This window comes from Pseudomonas sp. GD04019, assembly GCF_029837695.1.
In the GTDB taxonomy this organism is placed as follows: domain Bacteria; phylum Pseudomonadota; class Gammaproteobacteria; order Pseudomonadales; family Pseudomonadaceae; genus Aquipseudomonas.
The window spans coordinates 52,985-67,850 of record NZ_JAOEEA010000001.1; the positions used below are offsets into that span (position 1 = coordinate 52,985).

A 14,866-nucleotide genomic window follows, 5' to 3' on the forward strand; every position below is an offset into this window, starting at 1 on the left:
AAAAGGCCGCATCTGATCGAATTTTGTACAAAACCGTCCGAACGGATAGAATGCGCGCCGCCAGCCATTCCGGCCGGCATGGGTTCCCTAACCCCATCCACTAAAAAGGTAGCTTCCATGCTTCTGCCCCATTCGGCGCACCAGCGTCCGGCCCTGGCCGTGCTGATCGCCTTCCACATCCTCATCATCATCGCCAGCAACTACCTGGTGCAGCTGCCGATCACCCTGTTCGGCTGGCACACCACCTGGGGCGCGTTCAGCTTCCCGTTCATCTTCCTGGCCAGCGACCTGACCGTGCGCCTGCTCGGCAAGAGCCCGGCGCGTCAGGTGATCGCCCGCGTGATGATTCCCGCCCTGCTCGCCTCCTACGTGGTCTCGGTGCTGTTCCAGGAAGGCGCCTTCCGCGGCCTGGCGGCACTCGGCGAGTACAACGAGTTTGTCCTGCGCATCTCGGTGGCCAGCTTCCTCGCCTATGTGCTCGGCCAACTGCTCGACATCCAGGTGTTCGATCGCCTGCGCCAGCTGCGCCAGTGGTGGATAGCGCCGACCGCCTCGACCATCCTCGGCAACCTGCTGGACACCTTCGCCTTCTTCTCGGTGGCCTTCTGGCGCAGCGACAACCCCTTCATGGCCGAGCACTGGGTGGAGATCGCCACGGTGGACTACGGGGTCAAGCTGGCCGTCAGCCTGATGCTGTTCGTGCCGCTGTACGGCGTGCTGCTGCGCGCCATACTGCGAGTGCTGGACAACCGAGCCCAGGCGCCGGCCTGAAGGAACATTCAAGCGCAGCCGCGCTCGAACCCAGTATGACCCACTGGAGAAGAGCGGCTCGCCCCAGCGCAGCGGCCCGCATCACCAGGCAGCCCTGGGGAATTGCATGAAACCAGCCTTGATCTACCACGTAGCCGCCAGCCTGGATGGCTATATCGCCCGCCCGGATGGGCAGGTGGACTGGCTGTCGCCCGCCGTGACCGATGACAGTCATGGCTACGCGGCGTTCTATCAGGGCATCGATGGCCTGCTGATGGGCCGCGCCACCTACGACATGCTGCGCGGCCTTGATAATGCCTGGCCCTATGCCGGCAAGCCTTGCCTGGTTCTCGCGCGCAATCCGCTGGAGGCACCGCCAAGCGATGTCGACGGGCGCCACTGCACGCCCATAGAAGCGCTGGAGGAACTAGCAGCACGTGGCTGCAAGCGGGTCTGGCTGGTGGGCGGCGGCAGCCTGGCCGGCAACTGCCTGGCCGCCGGTCTGCTCGACGAGCTGCTGGTGAACATCGTTCCGTATCTGCTGGGTGCCGGCATCCCGCTGTTTGCCACCGGCCTGGAGCGCCGTCTGCGCCTGCGCGGGCAGCAGAGCTTGAGCAGCGGCGTGACGCAGCTGCACTACCAGGTGCTGGCGGAAGACGCCTGACTAGCTCGCCTGTCGCGCCTGCTTGTGCAACAGACGCGCACTGTCCCAGCCGGTGAGCAGCACCGCCAGCCAGATCGGCCCGTAGGTCCACAGCTGCTGGGGAGCGAAGGCCTCGCCTAGGAACAGCACGGCGACGCCGAACAGCAGCACCGGCTCCACATAACTGAGAATGCCGAACAGCCCCAGCGGCAACAGGCGACTGGCCGCCATCATGGCACCGAAGGCCAACGCGCTGAGCAGGCCCAAACCGGGCAATAGCCACCACAGCTGCGGCACCTGCGCGAACACCGCCGGCGGGCCGTAGGCATGGATCAGCCAGATGGCCAGTGGCGCCAGCATCAGCATCTCCAGAACGAAGCCGGACAGCGCATCCAGCTTCATCCAGCGGCGCAGCATGAAGTACGGCGGATAGCCGAGGGCGGCTACCAGGGTCACCCAGGAAAAGGCACGGGTCAGCCACAGCTCGTGGGCCACACCCAGCAGCGCGCAGCACACGGCGATGCGCTGCAACGGGCGCAGACGCTCGCCGTAGAACAACCGGCCGACCAGCACCATGGCCAGCGGCAGCAAAAAGTAGCCGAGAGACACGTCGAGCATCTTGCCGGCCAGCGGCGCCCAGACGAACAGCAGCCACTGCACACCCATCAACGCCGCCGCCAGCGGCAATGCGGCCAGCAGCAGCGGCTCGCGGCGCAGGCGCACGAAGGCCGCGCCGAGCACGTCCCATTGTCGGGCCAGGGCCACCAGCAGCAGGACCGCCGGAATCGACCAGAGGATGCGCTGGGCGAACACCTGCAGGCCGTCCAGCGGCGCCAGTTCGCGCACGTAGCCGGGAATCAGTACGAACATCACCGACGCCGCCACGGACAGCGCCACACCACGACCCGACAGCTGCACCGCCGCCTCCGACCACCAGATTCAAGGTGCGCTATGGCAACACACGCCGTTCAATATCTCAAACACAGTTATGAACGGGTGAATGAGTACAGCTCTGCGCAACCATGCCGCACCACGGAACGCCCGGAAGACTCGCCGCTCCCGGCAGTGCAATCACAGGCTTTCCCGCGCCCAATAAAAAACCGGCCCGCCGGGAGGAGCACCCGTGCGAACCGGTGGACGGACCGAGAACTCGGCCCCAGAGGAGAGTCGGTGAATCAGGCGACCTGGGCCAGTTGCTCGCGGGCCTTGGCGAGGCCTTGCTCGGAGAACTCGGCGCCCATGTTCAGGCCCTCGGCATGCACGAACTGCACGTCGTGAATGCCGATGAAGGCCATGGCCTGGCGCAGGTAGGGTTCCTGGTGATCCAGACCGCTGCCGGCGTAGATGCCGCCACGGGCGGTCAGCACAACGGCGCGCTTGCCGGTGAGCAGGCCCTGGGGGCCGGTCTCGGTGTACTTGAAGGTGACACCGGCACGCAGCACATGGTCCAGCCAGGCTTTCAGGGTGCTGGGGATGGCGAAGTTGTACATCGGCGCGGCCAGGACCAGCACGTCGGCGGCCAGTACTTCGTCGGTCAGCTGGTTGGAGCGGGCGGCCGCGGCCTTCTCGGCATCGCTCTGCTGCTCGGCAGGCTTCATCCAGCCGGCGAGCAGGGTTTCATCCAGGTGTGGTACCGGTTGCTTGGCCAGGTCACGCACAGTCACCTGATCCTGCGGGTGGGCGGCCTGCCACTGGGCGATGAAGTCGGCGGTCAGCTGGCGGGAAACGGAACCTTCTTGGCGGGCGCTGCTTTCGATAACGAGGATGCGGGACATTTGGCTAACTCCATCGGGGTTGTTTGGCTTCGATGGAGTGAAGGTTATGGTCAGCCAATAAGATTAAAAAGCGCAAATATCCGCTTCAAATAATCGATTAAGTTGATTATTTTCGAAGCGAGTTCTAGGCTCACTTCTGCTCGCAGGTAAGATCCACCCGCAGCTTGATGATGTTGCGGGCGAACTTCACCGTCTGGGTCACGCTCTCCCCGGCCTTGAGCTCGGCAGCGCGGGTGCGCGGCGCCTCGGGGCCGTTCTGGAACCGCGCGCTGCACTTGGCATTGAGGGTGCCGTAGTTGTACAGGGTGAGGCCGCCGATGTTGCTGTCGATCTCCTGGATCGTGGCGGATACCTCGGCGCCGTTCAGCTGCTTCTTCAGCTCGGTGGGATAGGCGAAGGCGGTCAGCGGCAACATAGCGAGCAGGACCAGGCAGCAGTTTTTCATCGGCACTCTCCTTTTTGGGGTGCCTAGTGTGCTGTCTCGAAATTAACTGTTCAATTCGGCTGGCGTATTTTCCCGCCATCCTGCGTTGCCACTCCTCGCCATAGCTCTGCTATGACTTGTCGCGGCGCCTTGGCTGGCAGAAAGATCCACTCACCCGTTCTTGAACGTAACTCCAAGACAGCACACCCGATCAGAGAAGAGGAAGCGGCGATGAAAGCGCCCCGTGTCACGCTGGATCAATGGCGCACCCTGCAAGCGGTGGTGGACCATGGCGGCTTCGCCCAGGCGGCCGAAGCGCTGCACCGCTCGCAGTCCTCGGTGAGCTACACGGTGGCGCGCATGCAGGAGCAGCTGGGCGCGCCGCTGCTGCGCATCGACGGACGCAAGGCGGTACTCACCGAGGCCGGCGAGGTGCTGCTGCGCCGCTCGCGGCAACTGGTCAAGCAGGCCAGCCAGCTAGAAGAGCTGGCCCACCACATGGAGCAGGGTTGGGAGGCCGAAGTGCGCCTGGTGGTGGACGCCGCCTACCCCACCGCCAACATCGTGCGCACCCTCTCCGCCTTCATGCCGCAGAGCCGTGGCTGCCGCGTGCGCCTGCGTGAGGAGGTGCTGTCCGGGGTCGAGGAAGTGCTGCGCGAAGGCTCGGCGGACCTGGCCATCAGCGCCCTCAACATCACCGGCTACCTGCCCATCGAACTGGGCGAGGTGGAGTTCCTCGCCGTGGCCCACCCGGAACATCCGCTACATCGCCTGCAGCGCCCGGTGACCTTCCAGGACCTGGAAGGCCAGATGCAAGTGGTGACCCGCGACAGCGGCCGCGTGCAGCCGCGCGACGCCGGCTGGCTCGGCGCCGAACAGCGCTGGACGGTCGGCAGCCTGCCCACCGCACGCACCTTCGTCAGCAGCGGCCTGGGCTTCGCCTGGTTGCCACACCACTTGATCGCCCGCGAGCTGGAAGAAGGCCTGCTCAAGCCGTTGCCGATGGAACAGGGCGACGTGCGCCGACCACGCTTCTTCCTCTACAGCAACAAGGACAAGGTGCTCGGCCCGGCCACGCAGATTCTCATCGAGCTGATCAAGAACTTCGACGGCGCGCCGCTGGAGGCGCCTTTCGCCGCGCCGCTCTCGGCCAGTTGAGGAGTCCAGCATGTCCTACTTCGAACATCAGGGTTGCCAGCTGCATTACGAGGACCACGGCCAGGGCGAACCGGTGCTGCTGGTGCACGGCCTCGGCTCCAGCATCCAGGACTGGGAATATCAGATACCGCACCTGCTGCAGGGTCGCCGCGTGCTGGCCATCGACCTGCGCGGCCACGGCCGCTCCGGCAAACCGCGCGGGCGTTACAGCATGGCCGGCTTCGCCGCCGACGTGGCGGCGCTGATCGAACACCTGGGCCTGCCGCAAGTGCATCTGGTGGGCATCTCCATGGGCGGCATGGTCGGCTTCCAGCTGGGCGTAGACCGCCCCGAGCTGCTGCGCAGCCTGACCATTGTCAACAGCGCCCCGGAAGTGAAGGCCAAAAGCGCCGCCGACCGCTGGCAGCTGGTCAAGCGCTGGACCCTGTCGCGCCTGCTGAGCATGCAGACTATTGGTAAAGGCCTGGGGCGTATCCTCTTCCCACACCCGGAGCAGGCAGAGCTGCGTGCCAAGATCGAGCAGCGCTGGCCGCAGAACGACAAGCGCGCCTACCTGGCCAGCCTGGACGCGATCATCGGCTGGGGCGTGCGCGAACGCCTGAGCACGATCACCTGTCCTACCCTGGTGGTCACGGCCGACCGCGACTACACCCCGGTCACCAGCAAGGAGGCCTATGTGCGCGAGCTACCCAACGCGCGCCTGGTGGTGATCGAACGCTCGCGCCACGCCACCCCGATGGACCAGCCGCAACGCTTCAATGCCGTCCTGGACGACTTCCTCGCCCAGGTCGAGCGCAATCAACCGCAAGAGAAAAACAAGGACCCGCAACCATGCTGAAGCAACTCCTCCTCTCCGCCTGTGGCCTGCTGCTGAGCACCAGCCTGCTAGCCGCCGGCAACCCCCACGTGCTGCTGACCACCAGCCTCGGCGACATCGAGATCGAGCTCAACGCCGAGAAGGCGCCGATCAGCACGCAGAACTTCCTCGGCTACGTGGACGCCGGCTTCTACAACGGCACCCAGTTCCACCGCGTGATCCCGGGCTTCATGATCCAGGGCGGCGGCTTCGATGCCGACATGGGCGAGAAGGACACCTTCAAACCGATCAAGAACGAGGCCGACAACGGCCTGCGCAATGACCGCGGCACCCTGGCCATGGCCCGCACCCAGGTGGTGGACTCGGCCACCAGCCAGTTCTTCATCAACCACAAGGACAACGACTTCCTCAACCACGGCGGCCGCGACTTCGGCTACGCGGTGTTCGGCAAGGTCGTGCGCGGCATGGACGTGGTCGACCGCATCGCCGGCGTGCGCACCGGCAACCGCGGCATGCACCAGAACGTACCGGTCGAGCCGGTGCTGATCCTCAGCGCGAAGAAGCTCTGACCTGCCACTCCTGACGCAGCCACTCGAATGGCTGCGTCAGCCCCCCGACATGCAGATCGCAACAAGCAAACAGCTTGCTCGGACGCGCCCAGATTTCTGAGCACAAATGCGCGTTACAAGCGCGGTCCCTCATCTGGCCGAGAAATAATCCTCAGCCGTTCGCTGCGCACCCATACACCCGCATCCTCTTCATCACCGGCCGGATACATGATCTGTGACCAGCCGTCGTACTCGCTGTAAATCGAAACACCATCGCCGGGCATGATGAACTTGCCGGAAATGCGACACGCCGCGCTGGGAGCCGAATGAAAATGAGCACGGCCCCGCCCGACCACTTCGCCAATCCAGGGACGGTGCCAATCGGCATCCTTGGCTCGCGCATCCAGCTCGCCGCAGCTCTCGGCAAATGCCAGCAATGGCCAGCCCAGCAGGACACACAGACCACAGACGATCCTCGTCATTCTCGCTCCTCGCTCAGCGCAGATAGGCGCCCACCTTGTACTCCAGCAGCTGAACCAGCTCCGGCTGCATATATTGATAGTCGTCCGGAATGCCCAGGCAGATCACCCGCCGATCCTTGAGCAGCGGGCCGAAGCGCTGCTGCAGGCGACGCTGATGCACCCGCTCCATGACGAAGATCAGCTCGGCCCATTGCACCTGCTCGGCGGACAGCAGCACCTCGGCATCCGGCGCCAGCCCGGCCGAATCGCTCTCCACGCCCGGCCAGGCGGCAAAGATCTGCTCGGCGGAGGGGCTGCGCAGGCGGTTGCGGCTGCAAATGAACAGGGCGCGGGTCATGGGCGGCGCCACAACATCAGCAAGCCCAGCAAGGCAAACAGACCGATGCAGATGCCATAGCACCAGGCAGCAGGCCCGGAATGGCCAATGGCTTCGACACTGCCGAAATCCTCCAGCCAGCGCCATAACGGCACCAGCAGCAAGGCCAGCAATACGCCGAGCGGCAGGCTCAGTGCCAGAACCCCCAGGCTCAGCAACAGCCTCTTCATTTCAGGCTCCCTCCTGGCGATAGGGCAACAGCTCCCGCGCCTGTTCGGCATAGGCCATTACCGCCGGCCGCTCCTCGGCGAGGAACTGATCCACAGCGGCGCGCAAACCGGGATGCAGCAGATAGTGCCAGGAGCGGGTGATCTGCGGCTCGAAGCCACGGATCAGCTTGTGCTCGCCCTGGGCACCAGCGTCGAAGCGCTGCAGGCCTTCGGCGATGGCGCGCTCGATGCCCTGATAGAAGCAGGTCTCGAAATGCAGGCGGTCGAAGTCGCCCAGGCAGCCCCAGTAACGTCCGTAGAAGCTGTCGCCGCCCACCAGGCTGAAGGCCATGGCCACCGGGCGACTATTTTGCCGCGCACTGACCACGCGAATGGCCTCGGGCATGCGCTCGGCCAGCAGGCTGAAGAACTCGCGCGTCAGGTACGGCGCGCGGCGCCGCACATGGTAGGTGCTGGCGTAGCAGGCGTAGACGAAATCCCAGTCCGCCTCGCTCAGCTCGTGGCCGAGCTGCCAGCGGAAGTCGATGCCGTGCCCGGCCACCTGTTCGCGCTCCTTGCGCAGCTGCTTGCGCTTGCGTGAGCTGAGGGCGTCGAGAAAGTCCAGGAAGTCGCGGTAACCGCGGTTGCGCCAGTGGTATTGGCAGTCCAGGCGCTGCAGCCAGCCCTCGCGCTCCTGGAACAGTGCATCGTCCTCGGCCCGCAGGAAGTTGATATGCAGCCCGGACACCCCCTCGCCCGCCAGAGTCGCCACCAGCTCATCGAGCAGCTTGCCGGCGACCTGCACATCACCCAGCAACCGCGCCCCCGTCACAGGGCTGAAGGGCACGGCGCCAAGCAGCTTGGGGTAATAGGCGACGCCGGCGCGGTGACAGGCATCGGCCCAGCCCATGTCGAACACGTACTCGCCGTAGGAATGCAGCTTCAGATAGGCCGGCAGCGCCGCCTGGGCCACACCGCTGTCGTCGCACAGCAGTCGGTGCGAGGCCTGCCAGCCGGAATTCCTGCCGACGCTGCCGCTGTCTTCCAGTGCCGAGAGAAAGGCATGGCGCAGGAACGGCTGCGGCTCGGGCAGCAGGGTGTCCCAGGCGGAGGGTTCGATATCGGCGAGGTGGTGCAGGGTACGGAGTGACATGCCGCCAGTCTGGCGGCTCGCCGAGGCAAAAAAAAGCCCCGCAAAGCGGGGCTAGAAAGTAGGAGCGGAGCAGCGTTCGTTGTGCTTAGAAGACGTACTGGGCACGCATGGTGATGGCCTGGCCGTCGTCATCGTCGTTGCCGGCAGCGAAGCGACCGGACTGTAGACGCACGGTATCTTCGTCGGTCTTGGTCATCAGGTAGTTCAGCGACACCTTGACGGCTTCGTTGGCGTACCAGTTAACACCCAGGGTGTGCACCTTGGCCTCGGTCTCGTCCACGGCCACGCCACCGACGGTAGCCATGGTCTGGTCGTCTTCGACGTTCAGGTGGTCGTAGCGATAGAAGACTTCCCAGGCGCCGGTCTGCTTGTTCATCGGCTTGATGGCGTCGAACTTGGCACCGTCCAGCTTGTAGATGCGCGATTCGCCGGTCAGGGTGTAGGCCGCCATGACGTTGTAACCGGTGGCCTCGCGGTCCCCGTTAGTCTTGTAGCCACTCAGGTCACGCTTGAGGTACTCGCTCTGTACCGAGAACGGGCCATGCATGTAGGCGAATTCCAGGCCGACAACATTGTCGTCCTCGAAACCGCCGGTAGCCCCTGTCTCGGAGGGAGCCAGGGCCAGCTGACCCGAGTTCGGACCATTGTTCTCGGTCACGCCACGTACACCCAGACGGGAGTTGATCGCGCCACCGAACTTGGTGCCATCGCTCTCGTTGCCGTAGCTGCGGGTGGCGTAGTCCAGACCGAGGTGCAGTACCTGGGTTTCGCTGACGATAGGGGCGAACACACCACGGGCGAAGAAGCTGTTCACATCCTTGCCGTCTTCGTCTTCCAGATACACGCCGGAATCCTGCTGCTGGATGCTGGTGGAGCCGTAGAACATGCCGCCGTAGGTGCCGTTGACCTGGATACCCATGCCGTTCTCGTGGTCGGTGGTCCAGGAGGCCAGGTCGAGAACCGGCGAACGCTCCTTGGCAGTCACCCACTTGGAGCTGGTGGCTTTTTCCAGGCTGTAGTCCGGGTCGAAGCGGCCGACGCGGATGTTGATCGGGGAGAAGCCGGTGTAGGTGATGGTGGCTTCGTCGAACTTGTTCTCGTTGCTGCGGTTATCGGTGAAGTCGTAGTTGATCTGGTAGCGCCAGTCTTTGTAGTTGCCACCGATTTCGATCTGCGCGCGGCGGAAGAAGGCTTCGTTGGCGGTCTCGTTGTTAGTGGTGTAGAAGCCGTCGAACGAATCGAAGTCCGCCTGGATACGGCCACCCAGCTTGAAGCTGTATTGCTTGTCGGTAGTCGAGACTTCCAGACCGCTCTTGGTCTTGATCACGAGATCGGCGCCGTCGGTGGTGACGGTGCCGGCGAAAGCCTGGGCGGAAATGGCCAGAGCCAGGGCGCTGGCAGCAAAACCGGCGAAGTGCTTCATCGAGGATTCCCCTATTGGTCTTTAGAAAAACACTGGGCTTGGCCCTGCGTGTTGGGGGGGAATCTTGGCGGCGGGTTATTTCAGCTCGGTTGTATTTATATGAAAGTTAAATTACACAGGAACTTTTTACTCCCTTTAATCATAAGCAGGAAAAGCCCGCCCAGCCTGGGTCGACGCCGTTTTCAGGCCTGACGAAAACGCGCCGCCAGCCAATGGTCGATGCTCAGCCAGCGCCCGGCACCGATGAAGAACAGCGTCAGCAGCATGACCAGGTAGGTGACGGCGAATTCGATGCCGTTGTTGAGCACCACGAATTTGCCGCTGCCGGTCAGCCAGGCGTAGTTGCCGTGCTCCTGCAGGAGCTCGCGAGCGCGCTCCAGCTTCTCCCCCGCCGCCAGCACTCGCTCGTTGGCGAAGGGCGCTGAGGCATCGGCGATGGCCTGCCAGCCGAACTCCCAGTGCACGGTGAAGATCGCCACCAACATGGTCGCCATCAGCGGCACGCTGATCCAGCGCACGGCCAGGCCGCACAGCAGGAGGATGGCGCCGCCCGCCTCGGTCAGCGCCGCCAACCAGGCCAGCAACGCGGGAAACGGCAAGCCCAGGCCCCAGTCCGGATTGCCGAACCAGGCGATGGTGCTGTCCATGTCCGCCAGCTTGTACGTGCCGGCCATCCAGAAGATCGGCACCAGGTACAGGCGCAGCAGCAGCGGAGCGAGAAAATCCAGGCGACGCGTAGCGTCCAGGCCATCCTGGAGGCGATTGAGCAGGTTCAGCATGATGCTCTCCCGGGGCTGAGCAACGTGGCCCAGCCCCTTCAGGTAACGGGTGGAAACCAGATGTCCTGGCGCTGCCAGTCGTCCAGCAGCGCACGGGCGTTGGCGAAGTAGTGCCGGTCGGCGGGCAGGCCGTTGATCTCGGCCAGGTCGAGCAAGGCTTCGGTGCTCGGCGTGCCCGCTTGCAGACGCAGGGCCAGGTGATAGGCAAAGGGCGACAGCTGCTGGAAGCGCACCCGCTCCGCCGAGTCGCGCCAGGCCAGCAAGCAGGTGGGCTCGGCGGGTGCCTCGCGGGGCTGGTAATCGGCACCGATGCGCTGCACCGGCCAGGCATACGCCAATGGCCAGGCCAGCGGTGACCAGCCATGGGACGGCAAGCGGTCGGTGGCGATATCCAGCGCCAGTTCGACGCGCTCGTAGTGAGCCAGCTCGGCGATAAAGCCGGGATCGCCCTGCTCCGCACCGCCGCCGGTCTCCAGCCAGGCGACGAACTCCTCGCCTATCGCCAGGAAATACGGCGTGCTACAGCGGTGCCTGGCGATAAATTCGCGCACCAGCCGCTGCCGTCGCGCCTCGCCCAAGATCCGGCACAGCACCGGAAAGCCGCTGGTGATAAAGCCATCGAGGTTGTTGAAGAACAGCTCCTCGTACACCGCCATGCGTTCGGCCGGGACTCCCGGCAACAGCGGCTCCGCCCGCGGCTGGCGAATGCGCGCGGCGAAGGCCATCTGGTCGCGCGTGCTCATGCCTTGGCCTCCCGCTGCAGCGTGCGGATCTGCCCCACCTCGGCATACAGCTCGGCCAGCGGCGGGAAGTTGAAGTCGCGCTCCAGCAGGGTCGGGCGCACGCCATGCACGGCGTAGCTGTGCGCCAGCAACTGCCACACCGGGTCGCACACTGGTGCGCCGTGGGTGTCGATCTTCAGGTCGGCGGCCTGGTCCAGGTGCCCGGCCACATGCAGATAGGCAATGCGCTCATTGGGCATCGCCTCGATATAGGCGCGCGGGTCGAAGCCGAAGTTGTGGGCGTTGACCTGCACGTTGTTGATGTCCAGCAGCAACTGGCAGCCGGCCTCGGCCAGCACCGCGCGGATGAATTCGACCTCGTCCAGCGCACCGGGCAGGCGCGCATAGGCCGAGACGTTCTCGATGATCAGCGGCCGCTCCAGCACCTCTTCCACCTGACGGATGCGCGCGGCTACCCGGCAGACCGCCTCATCAGTGAAGGGCAGCGGCATCAGGTCGTACAGTTGGCCATCGTCGGCGCAGGCCGACAAGTGCTCGCTGTAGCCACGGATGCCATGCTCATCGAGGAAGACCTTGATCGCCCGCAGCAGCTCAAGGTCCAGCGGAGAGAAACCACCCAGGTTGAGGGACAGGCCGTGGCAGAGAAACGGCAGGCGTTCGGTCAGCGCGCGCAGCTGGCGGCCGAAGCGACCACCGACGCCAATCCAGTTTTCCGGGGCGATCTCGAGGAAATCCACTTGATCGGCCGCACTGTCCTGCAGCTCACCGAGCAAGCCGCGACGCAAGCCCAGGCCGGCGCCGCTGACGAAGTTGCCGTTGGCCATGTCCCGCCGCCCTTACTCCGCCTGCTCGGTCTTCTCGCCGCCGCACTTGCCTTCGTGGCCGGCCTTGCCCTCCTCGCCGCAGCTGCCCTCCTTACGTGCCTTGTCGCTGCCGCATTTGCCTTCACCGCACTTACCTTCGGCGGCCTTCTCGGTGCCCATCATCTCGGCACCGCACTTGCCCTCGCCGCAGGAGCCTTCGTGGCCTTTCTCGTGGGCGGCCAGGCTGTAGCCGCTGGAGAGCTCCTGGGCGGCGAACGGATTGCTGCCGGCCTGGGCGGCGAAAGCAGTGCTCAGCAGGGCGGCACCCAGAGTGATGGCTACGGAATTGCGCTGTTTCATGGAATCTCTCCAGTCGTGGTTATTGTGCGAGAGGCGATTGGCCCCTTCGCAACACTAGACGGAGGTCGGTACGAGTCGTTACAGCGCGGCGGAAAAATTTCTGCGAATCAGGATTCGCGACGCTGGCGGGCGAGTTTCTCGGCCAGGGCATCCAGTTCGGGAATGGCTTCGTCCGGGAGCTGTCGCAGCAGCGCCTGGCTCAGCTTGAGCTGGCGGATAAAGCGCCGGCAGTGGCTGCACATGGCCAGGTGCGTGCGCAGGCTGATGCGCTCGCGCAGGCGCAGCTGGCCATCGAGGTAATCGCTGGAATGGGCCACCAGTTCCTTGCAGCTCAGCATTGGCCGGTCTCCTCGAAATGCTCCAGGGTGGCGAACACCTTGAGCCGGGCGCGGTGCAACAGCACTCTGACATTGGAGAGCGAGAGGTCGAGAAGATTACAGATCTCCTCCAGCTCCAGGCCCTGGCGCTCACGCAGCAGCAGCACGCTGGACTGGGTCTCGGACAGGCTGGCGATGGTCTTCTCCAGACACTCGCGCAGTTCCGCTTCGGCCAACAGGGCCTCGGGGGTGTCCTGTTCCCATTGGCTGGGCGGGGTCTGCCAGTGGCCGTCCTCGGCAAAGCGCTCTGCACCGACGCTGCCATGCGGCGCCGGCAGGTCGTCGAGCAACGGCTCGCGACGCTGCTGCTTGAGGCGGCTCTTGGCGGTGTTGGCGGTAATGGTCAGCAGCCAGGTCTTGAGACTGGAACGCTGCTGGAAGCCGGGCAGGTTGCGCACCACGGCCAGCCAGGCGTCCTGCACCACTTCGTCGGCGTTGCGGCTACCGACTATGGCGTAGGCCACGGCGCGCATGGCGCCCTGGTAGGTACTGACCAGCTCGCGGAAGGCATGCTGCTCGCCGGCCAGCAGGCGGGCCAAAAGCTGCTGTTCATCCATGGCGGAGTCCAAGAAGGGTTTAGGTCGTCGCGAGCGCAGGTCAGGCTAGGCGAAAACAGGTGAGGACGCGCAGTTTACGAGTTGTAAATGAGCAGTCCGAACCTGTTTTCAACAACGCATGGCCAAGCGCAGCAGACCTTAACCCTTCTTGCGCAGGATCACGCTGCCGATGGAATAGCCCGCGCCGAAGGAGCTGAGCACACCGAGGCTGCCAGCCGGCAGGTCATCCTGGTGCTTGTGGAAGGCGATCACCGAGCCGGCAGAGCTGGTGTTGGCGTAGGTATCGAGGATCACCGGCGCCTCGTGCGGCTCGGCGTCGCGGCCGAGCAGCTTGCGGGCGATCAGCAGGTTCATGTTGAGGTTGGCCTGGTGCAGCCAGAAGCGCTTCACGTCGCTGACGTTGAGCTGGTTCTCTTGCAGGTGCGCACCGATCAGCTCGGCCACCATCGGGCAGACGTCCTTGAACACCTTGCGGCCTTCCTGGACGAACAGCTTGTCCTTGGCGCCGATGCCCTCTTCCGCCGCGCGGTTGAGGAAGCCGAAGTTGTTGCGGATGTTGTTGGAGAACTGGGTCAGCAGCTTGGTGCCGACGATGTCCCACTGGTGCTTCGAGGTGGCCTGGTCAGCGCGCTCGATGATCACCGCGGTGGCACCATCGCCGAAGATGAAGTGGCTGTCGCGGTCGCGGAAGTTCAGGTGGCCGGTGCAGATCTCCGGGTTGACCATCAGCACTGCGCGCGCCTGGCCGGTGGCGATGGCGTTGTTGGCGGCCTGGATGCCGAAGGTGGCCGAGGAGCAAGCCACGTTCATGTCGTAGCCCCAACCGTCGATGCCCAGGGCAGCCTGTACTTCGATGGCCACGGCCGGGTAGGCGCGTTCCAGGTTGGAGCAGGCGACGATCACACCGTCGATATCGGCGACAGTCCTGCCGGCGCGCTCCAGCGCTTCCTTGGCGGCGGCCACGGCCATCTCGCAGAGGATGCCCCACTCTTCATTGCTGCGCTGCGGCAGGCGCGGGGTCATGCGCTGCGGATCGAGAATGCCGGCCTTGTCCATCACGTAACGGCTCTTGATGCCGGAGGCCTTCTCGATGAAGGCGCTGTTGGATTCGGTCAGTGCCTCGATCTCACCGCGCTCGATGGCGGCGGCGTTGTCGGCATTGAACTGCTGGACATAAGCGTTGAAGGAGGCCACCAGCTCGTCGTTGGAGATGCTGTTGGCGGGGGTGTACAGGCCAGTGCCACTGATTACGGCTTTGTGCACGGGACATTCCTCTTCTTCTATGGCCGCCCGGAGCGGCTGGCTTGTCGGTTGCGCCACGGCGGCGCGAATTCGGTGCGGCTGCTATCGAGGCCAGGCAGTGGCGCAGCTCTGCAAAGTGCGGAGTTTGCCATAGCCGGGGCCTGCGGCGCTGCCATCGCGATGCGACACCAGACTGGCGGTGCGGCAGTGCGCTTTCAGTGGAGATGCTCGATAAGGCCGGCAAGGCACAGGGTAATTGCGGCGATTGTCGGCAAAATCAGCAGCATTGTGTCGGGCTTGGCAAAAG

The 14,866-nt window shown here is 64.6% G+C and carries 20 protein-coding genes; 5 read left to right on the forward strand and 15 right to left on the reverse strand.

The window, feature by feature from the left end; all coding sequences use genetic code 11:
* Positions 1 to 117 precede the first annotated feature (117 nt).
* Both N7607_RS00285 and N7607_RS00290 read left to right on the forward strand, forming a co-directional pair.
* The gene (locus tag N7607_RS00285) at positions 118 to 771 is read left to right on the forward strand and encodes a 7-cyano-7-deazaguanine/7-aminomethyl-7-deazaguanine transporter (RefSeq protein WP_279864973.1); all 654 of its coding nucleotides are present in this window, start codon (positions 118 to 120) and stop codon (positions 769 to 771) included.
* 106 nt (positions 772 to 877) lie between these two features.
* Entirely contained in the window at positions 878 to 1,414 is a 537-nt protein-coding gene (locus tag N7607_RS00290) for a dihydrofolate reductase family protein (RefSeq protein WP_279864972.1), read from the forward strand.
* Here the strand turns inward: N7607_RS00290 and rarD are convergent, their stop codons facing one another.
* From rarD to N7607_RS00305, 3 genes are all read right to left on the reverse strand, one after another.
* On the reverse strand, positions 1,415 to 2,311 hold the full coding sequence (rarD, locus tag N7607_RS00295; protein WP_279864971.1) for an EamA family transporter RarD: 897 nt from the start codon (positions 2,309 to 2,311) through the stop codon (positions 1,415 to 1,417).
* 257 nt (positions 2,312 to 2,568) lie between these two features.
* On the reverse strand, positions 2,569 to 3,168 hold the full coding sequence (locus tag N7607_RS00300) for an FMN-dependent NADH-azoreductase (protein ID WP_279864970.1): 600 nt from the start codon (positions 3,166 to 3,168) through the stop codon (positions 2,569 to 2,571).
* Between the two features lie 130 nt (positions 3,169 to 3,298).
* Positions 3,299 to 3,613: a 3-phosphoglycerate kinase gene (locus tag N7607_RS00305; protein ID WP_279864969.1), complete on the reverse strand. Its 315-nt coding sequence runs from the start codon at positions 3,611 to 3,613 to the stop codon at positions 3,299 to 3,301.
* Positions 3,614 to 3,823: 210 nt separating this feature from the next.
* Between N7607_RS00305 and N7607_RS00310 the strand changes: the two genes are divergently transcribed.
* The 3 genes from N7607_RS00310 to N7607_RS00320 are packed head-to-tail and all read left to right on the forward strand — an operon-like array spanning position 3,824 to position 6,136.
* Positions 3,824 to 4,750, forward strand: a complete 927-nt coding sequence (locus N7607_RS00310; RefSeq protein ID WP_279864968.1) for a LysR family transcriptional regulator — start codon at positions 3,824 to 3,826, stop codon at positions 4,748 to 4,750.
* Positions 4,751 to 4,760: 10 nt separating this feature from the next.
* A complete protein-coding gene (locus tag N7607_RS00315; RefSeq protein WP_279864967.1) occupies positions 4,761 to 5,588 on the forward strand; it encodes an alpha/beta hydrolase in 828 nt (275 codons plus the stop codon).
* Complete coding sequence (locus N7607_RS00320) at positions 5,582 to 6,136, forward strand: peptidylprolyl isomerase (protein WP_279864966.1); 555 nt, start codon at positions 5,582 to 5,584, stop codon at positions 6,134 to 6,136. The genes N7607_RS00315 and N7607_RS00320 overlap by 7 nt, the downstream gene beginning before the upstream one ends.
* Positions 6,137 to 6,249: 113 nt before the next feature.
* Here the strand turns inward: N7607_RS00320 and N7607_RS00325 are convergent, their stop codons facing one another.
* The 12 genes from N7607_RS00325 to N7607_RS00380 all read right to left on the reverse strand — a co-directional run bounded on the left by N7607_RS00325 (position 6,250) and on the right by N7607_RS00380 (position 14,580).
* A complete protein-coding gene (locus tag N7607_RS00325) occupies positions 6,250 to 6,597 on the reverse strand; it encodes a hypothetical protein (protein WP_279864965.1) in 348 nt (115 codons plus the stop codon).
* A 13-nt stretch (positions 6,598 to 6,610) separates the two neighbouring features.
* Positions 6,611 to 6,934: a low molecular weight protein tyrosine phosphatase family protein gene (locus N7607_RS00330; RefSeq protein ID WP_279864964.1), complete on the reverse strand. Its 324-nt coding sequence runs from the start codon at positions 6,932 to 6,934 to the stop codon at positions 6,611 to 6,613.
* Positions 6,931 to 7,143: a hypothetical protein gene (locus N7607_RS00335; RefSeq protein WP_279864963.1), complete on the reverse strand. Its 213-nt coding sequence runs from the start codon at positions 7,141 to 7,143 to the stop codon at positions 6,931 to 6,933. Before N7607_RS00335 ends, N7607_RS00330 begins: the two co-directional genes overlap by 4 nt.
* 1 nt (position 7,144) lies before the next feature.
* Positions 7,145 to 8,275 (reverse strand): GNAT family N-acetyltransferase, encoded by a 1,131-nt coding sequence (locus tag N7607_RS00340; protein ID WP_279864962.1) that lies wholly within the window; start codon positions 8,273 to 8,275, stop codon positions 7,145 to 7,147.
* Between the two features lie 85 nt (positions 8,276 to 8,360).
* Positions 8,361 to 9,698, reverse strand: a complete 1,338-nt coding sequence (locus N7607_RS00345; protein WP_279864961.1) for a porin — start codon at positions 9,696 to 9,698, stop codon at positions 8,361 to 8,363.
* Between the two features lie 182 nt (positions 9,699 to 9,880).
* The gene (locus N7607_RS00350; RefSeq protein WP_279864959.1) at positions 9,881 to 10,477 is read right to left on the reverse strand and encodes a DoxX family protein; all 597 of its coding nucleotides are present in this window, start codon (positions 10,475 to 10,477) and stop codon (positions 9,881 to 9,883) included.
* Between the two features lie 38 nt (positions 10,478 to 10,515).
* Positions 10,516 to 11,220 (reverse strand): putative DNA-binding domain-containing protein, encoded by a 705-nt coding sequence (locus N7607_RS00355; RefSeq protein WP_279864957.1) that lies wholly within the window; start codon positions 11,218 to 11,220, stop codon positions 10,516 to 10,518.
* On the reverse strand, positions 11,217 to 12,044 hold the full coding sequence (locus tag N7607_RS00360; RefSeq protein ID WP_279864955.1) for a DUF692 domain-containing protein: 828 nt from the start codon (positions 12,042 to 12,044) through the stop codon (positions 11,217 to 11,219). The genes N7607_RS00355 and N7607_RS00360 overlap by 4 nt, the downstream gene beginning before the upstream one ends.
* A gap of 12 nt (positions 12,045 to 12,056) precedes the next feature.
* Positions 12,057 to 12,383, reverse strand: coding sequence for a hypothetical protein (locus tag N7607_RS00365; protein WP_279864953.1), 327 nt, complete (start codon positions 12,381 to 12,383; stop codon positions 12,057 to 12,059).
* Positions 12,384 to 12,490: 107 nt separating this feature from the next.
* Positions 12,491 to 12,721 carry a zf-HC2 domain-containing protein gene (locus N7607_RS00370; RefSeq protein ID WP_279864951.1) on the reverse strand — a complete coding sequence of 77 codons (231 nt, stop codon included), beginning with the start codon at positions 12,719 to 12,721 and terminating at the stop codon, positions 12,491 to 12,493.
* The gene (locus N7607_RS00375) at positions 12,715 to 13,317 is read right to left on the reverse strand and encodes an RNA polymerase sigma factor (protein ID WP_279864950.1); all 603 of its coding nucleotides are present in this window, start codon (positions 13,315 to 13,317) and stop codon (positions 12,715 to 12,717) included. Before N7607_RS00375 ends, N7607_RS00370 begins: the two co-directional genes overlap by 7 nt.
* Before the next feature lie 138 nt (positions 13,318 to 13,455).
* Positions 13,456 to 14,580 (reverse strand): beta-ketoacyl-ACP synthase III, encoded by a 1,125-nt coding sequence (locus N7607_RS00380; RefSeq protein WP_279864949.1) that lies wholly within the window; start codon positions 14,578 to 14,580, stop codon positions 13,456 to 13,458.
* Between the last annotated feature and the right edge of the window lie 286 nt (positions 14,581 to 14,866).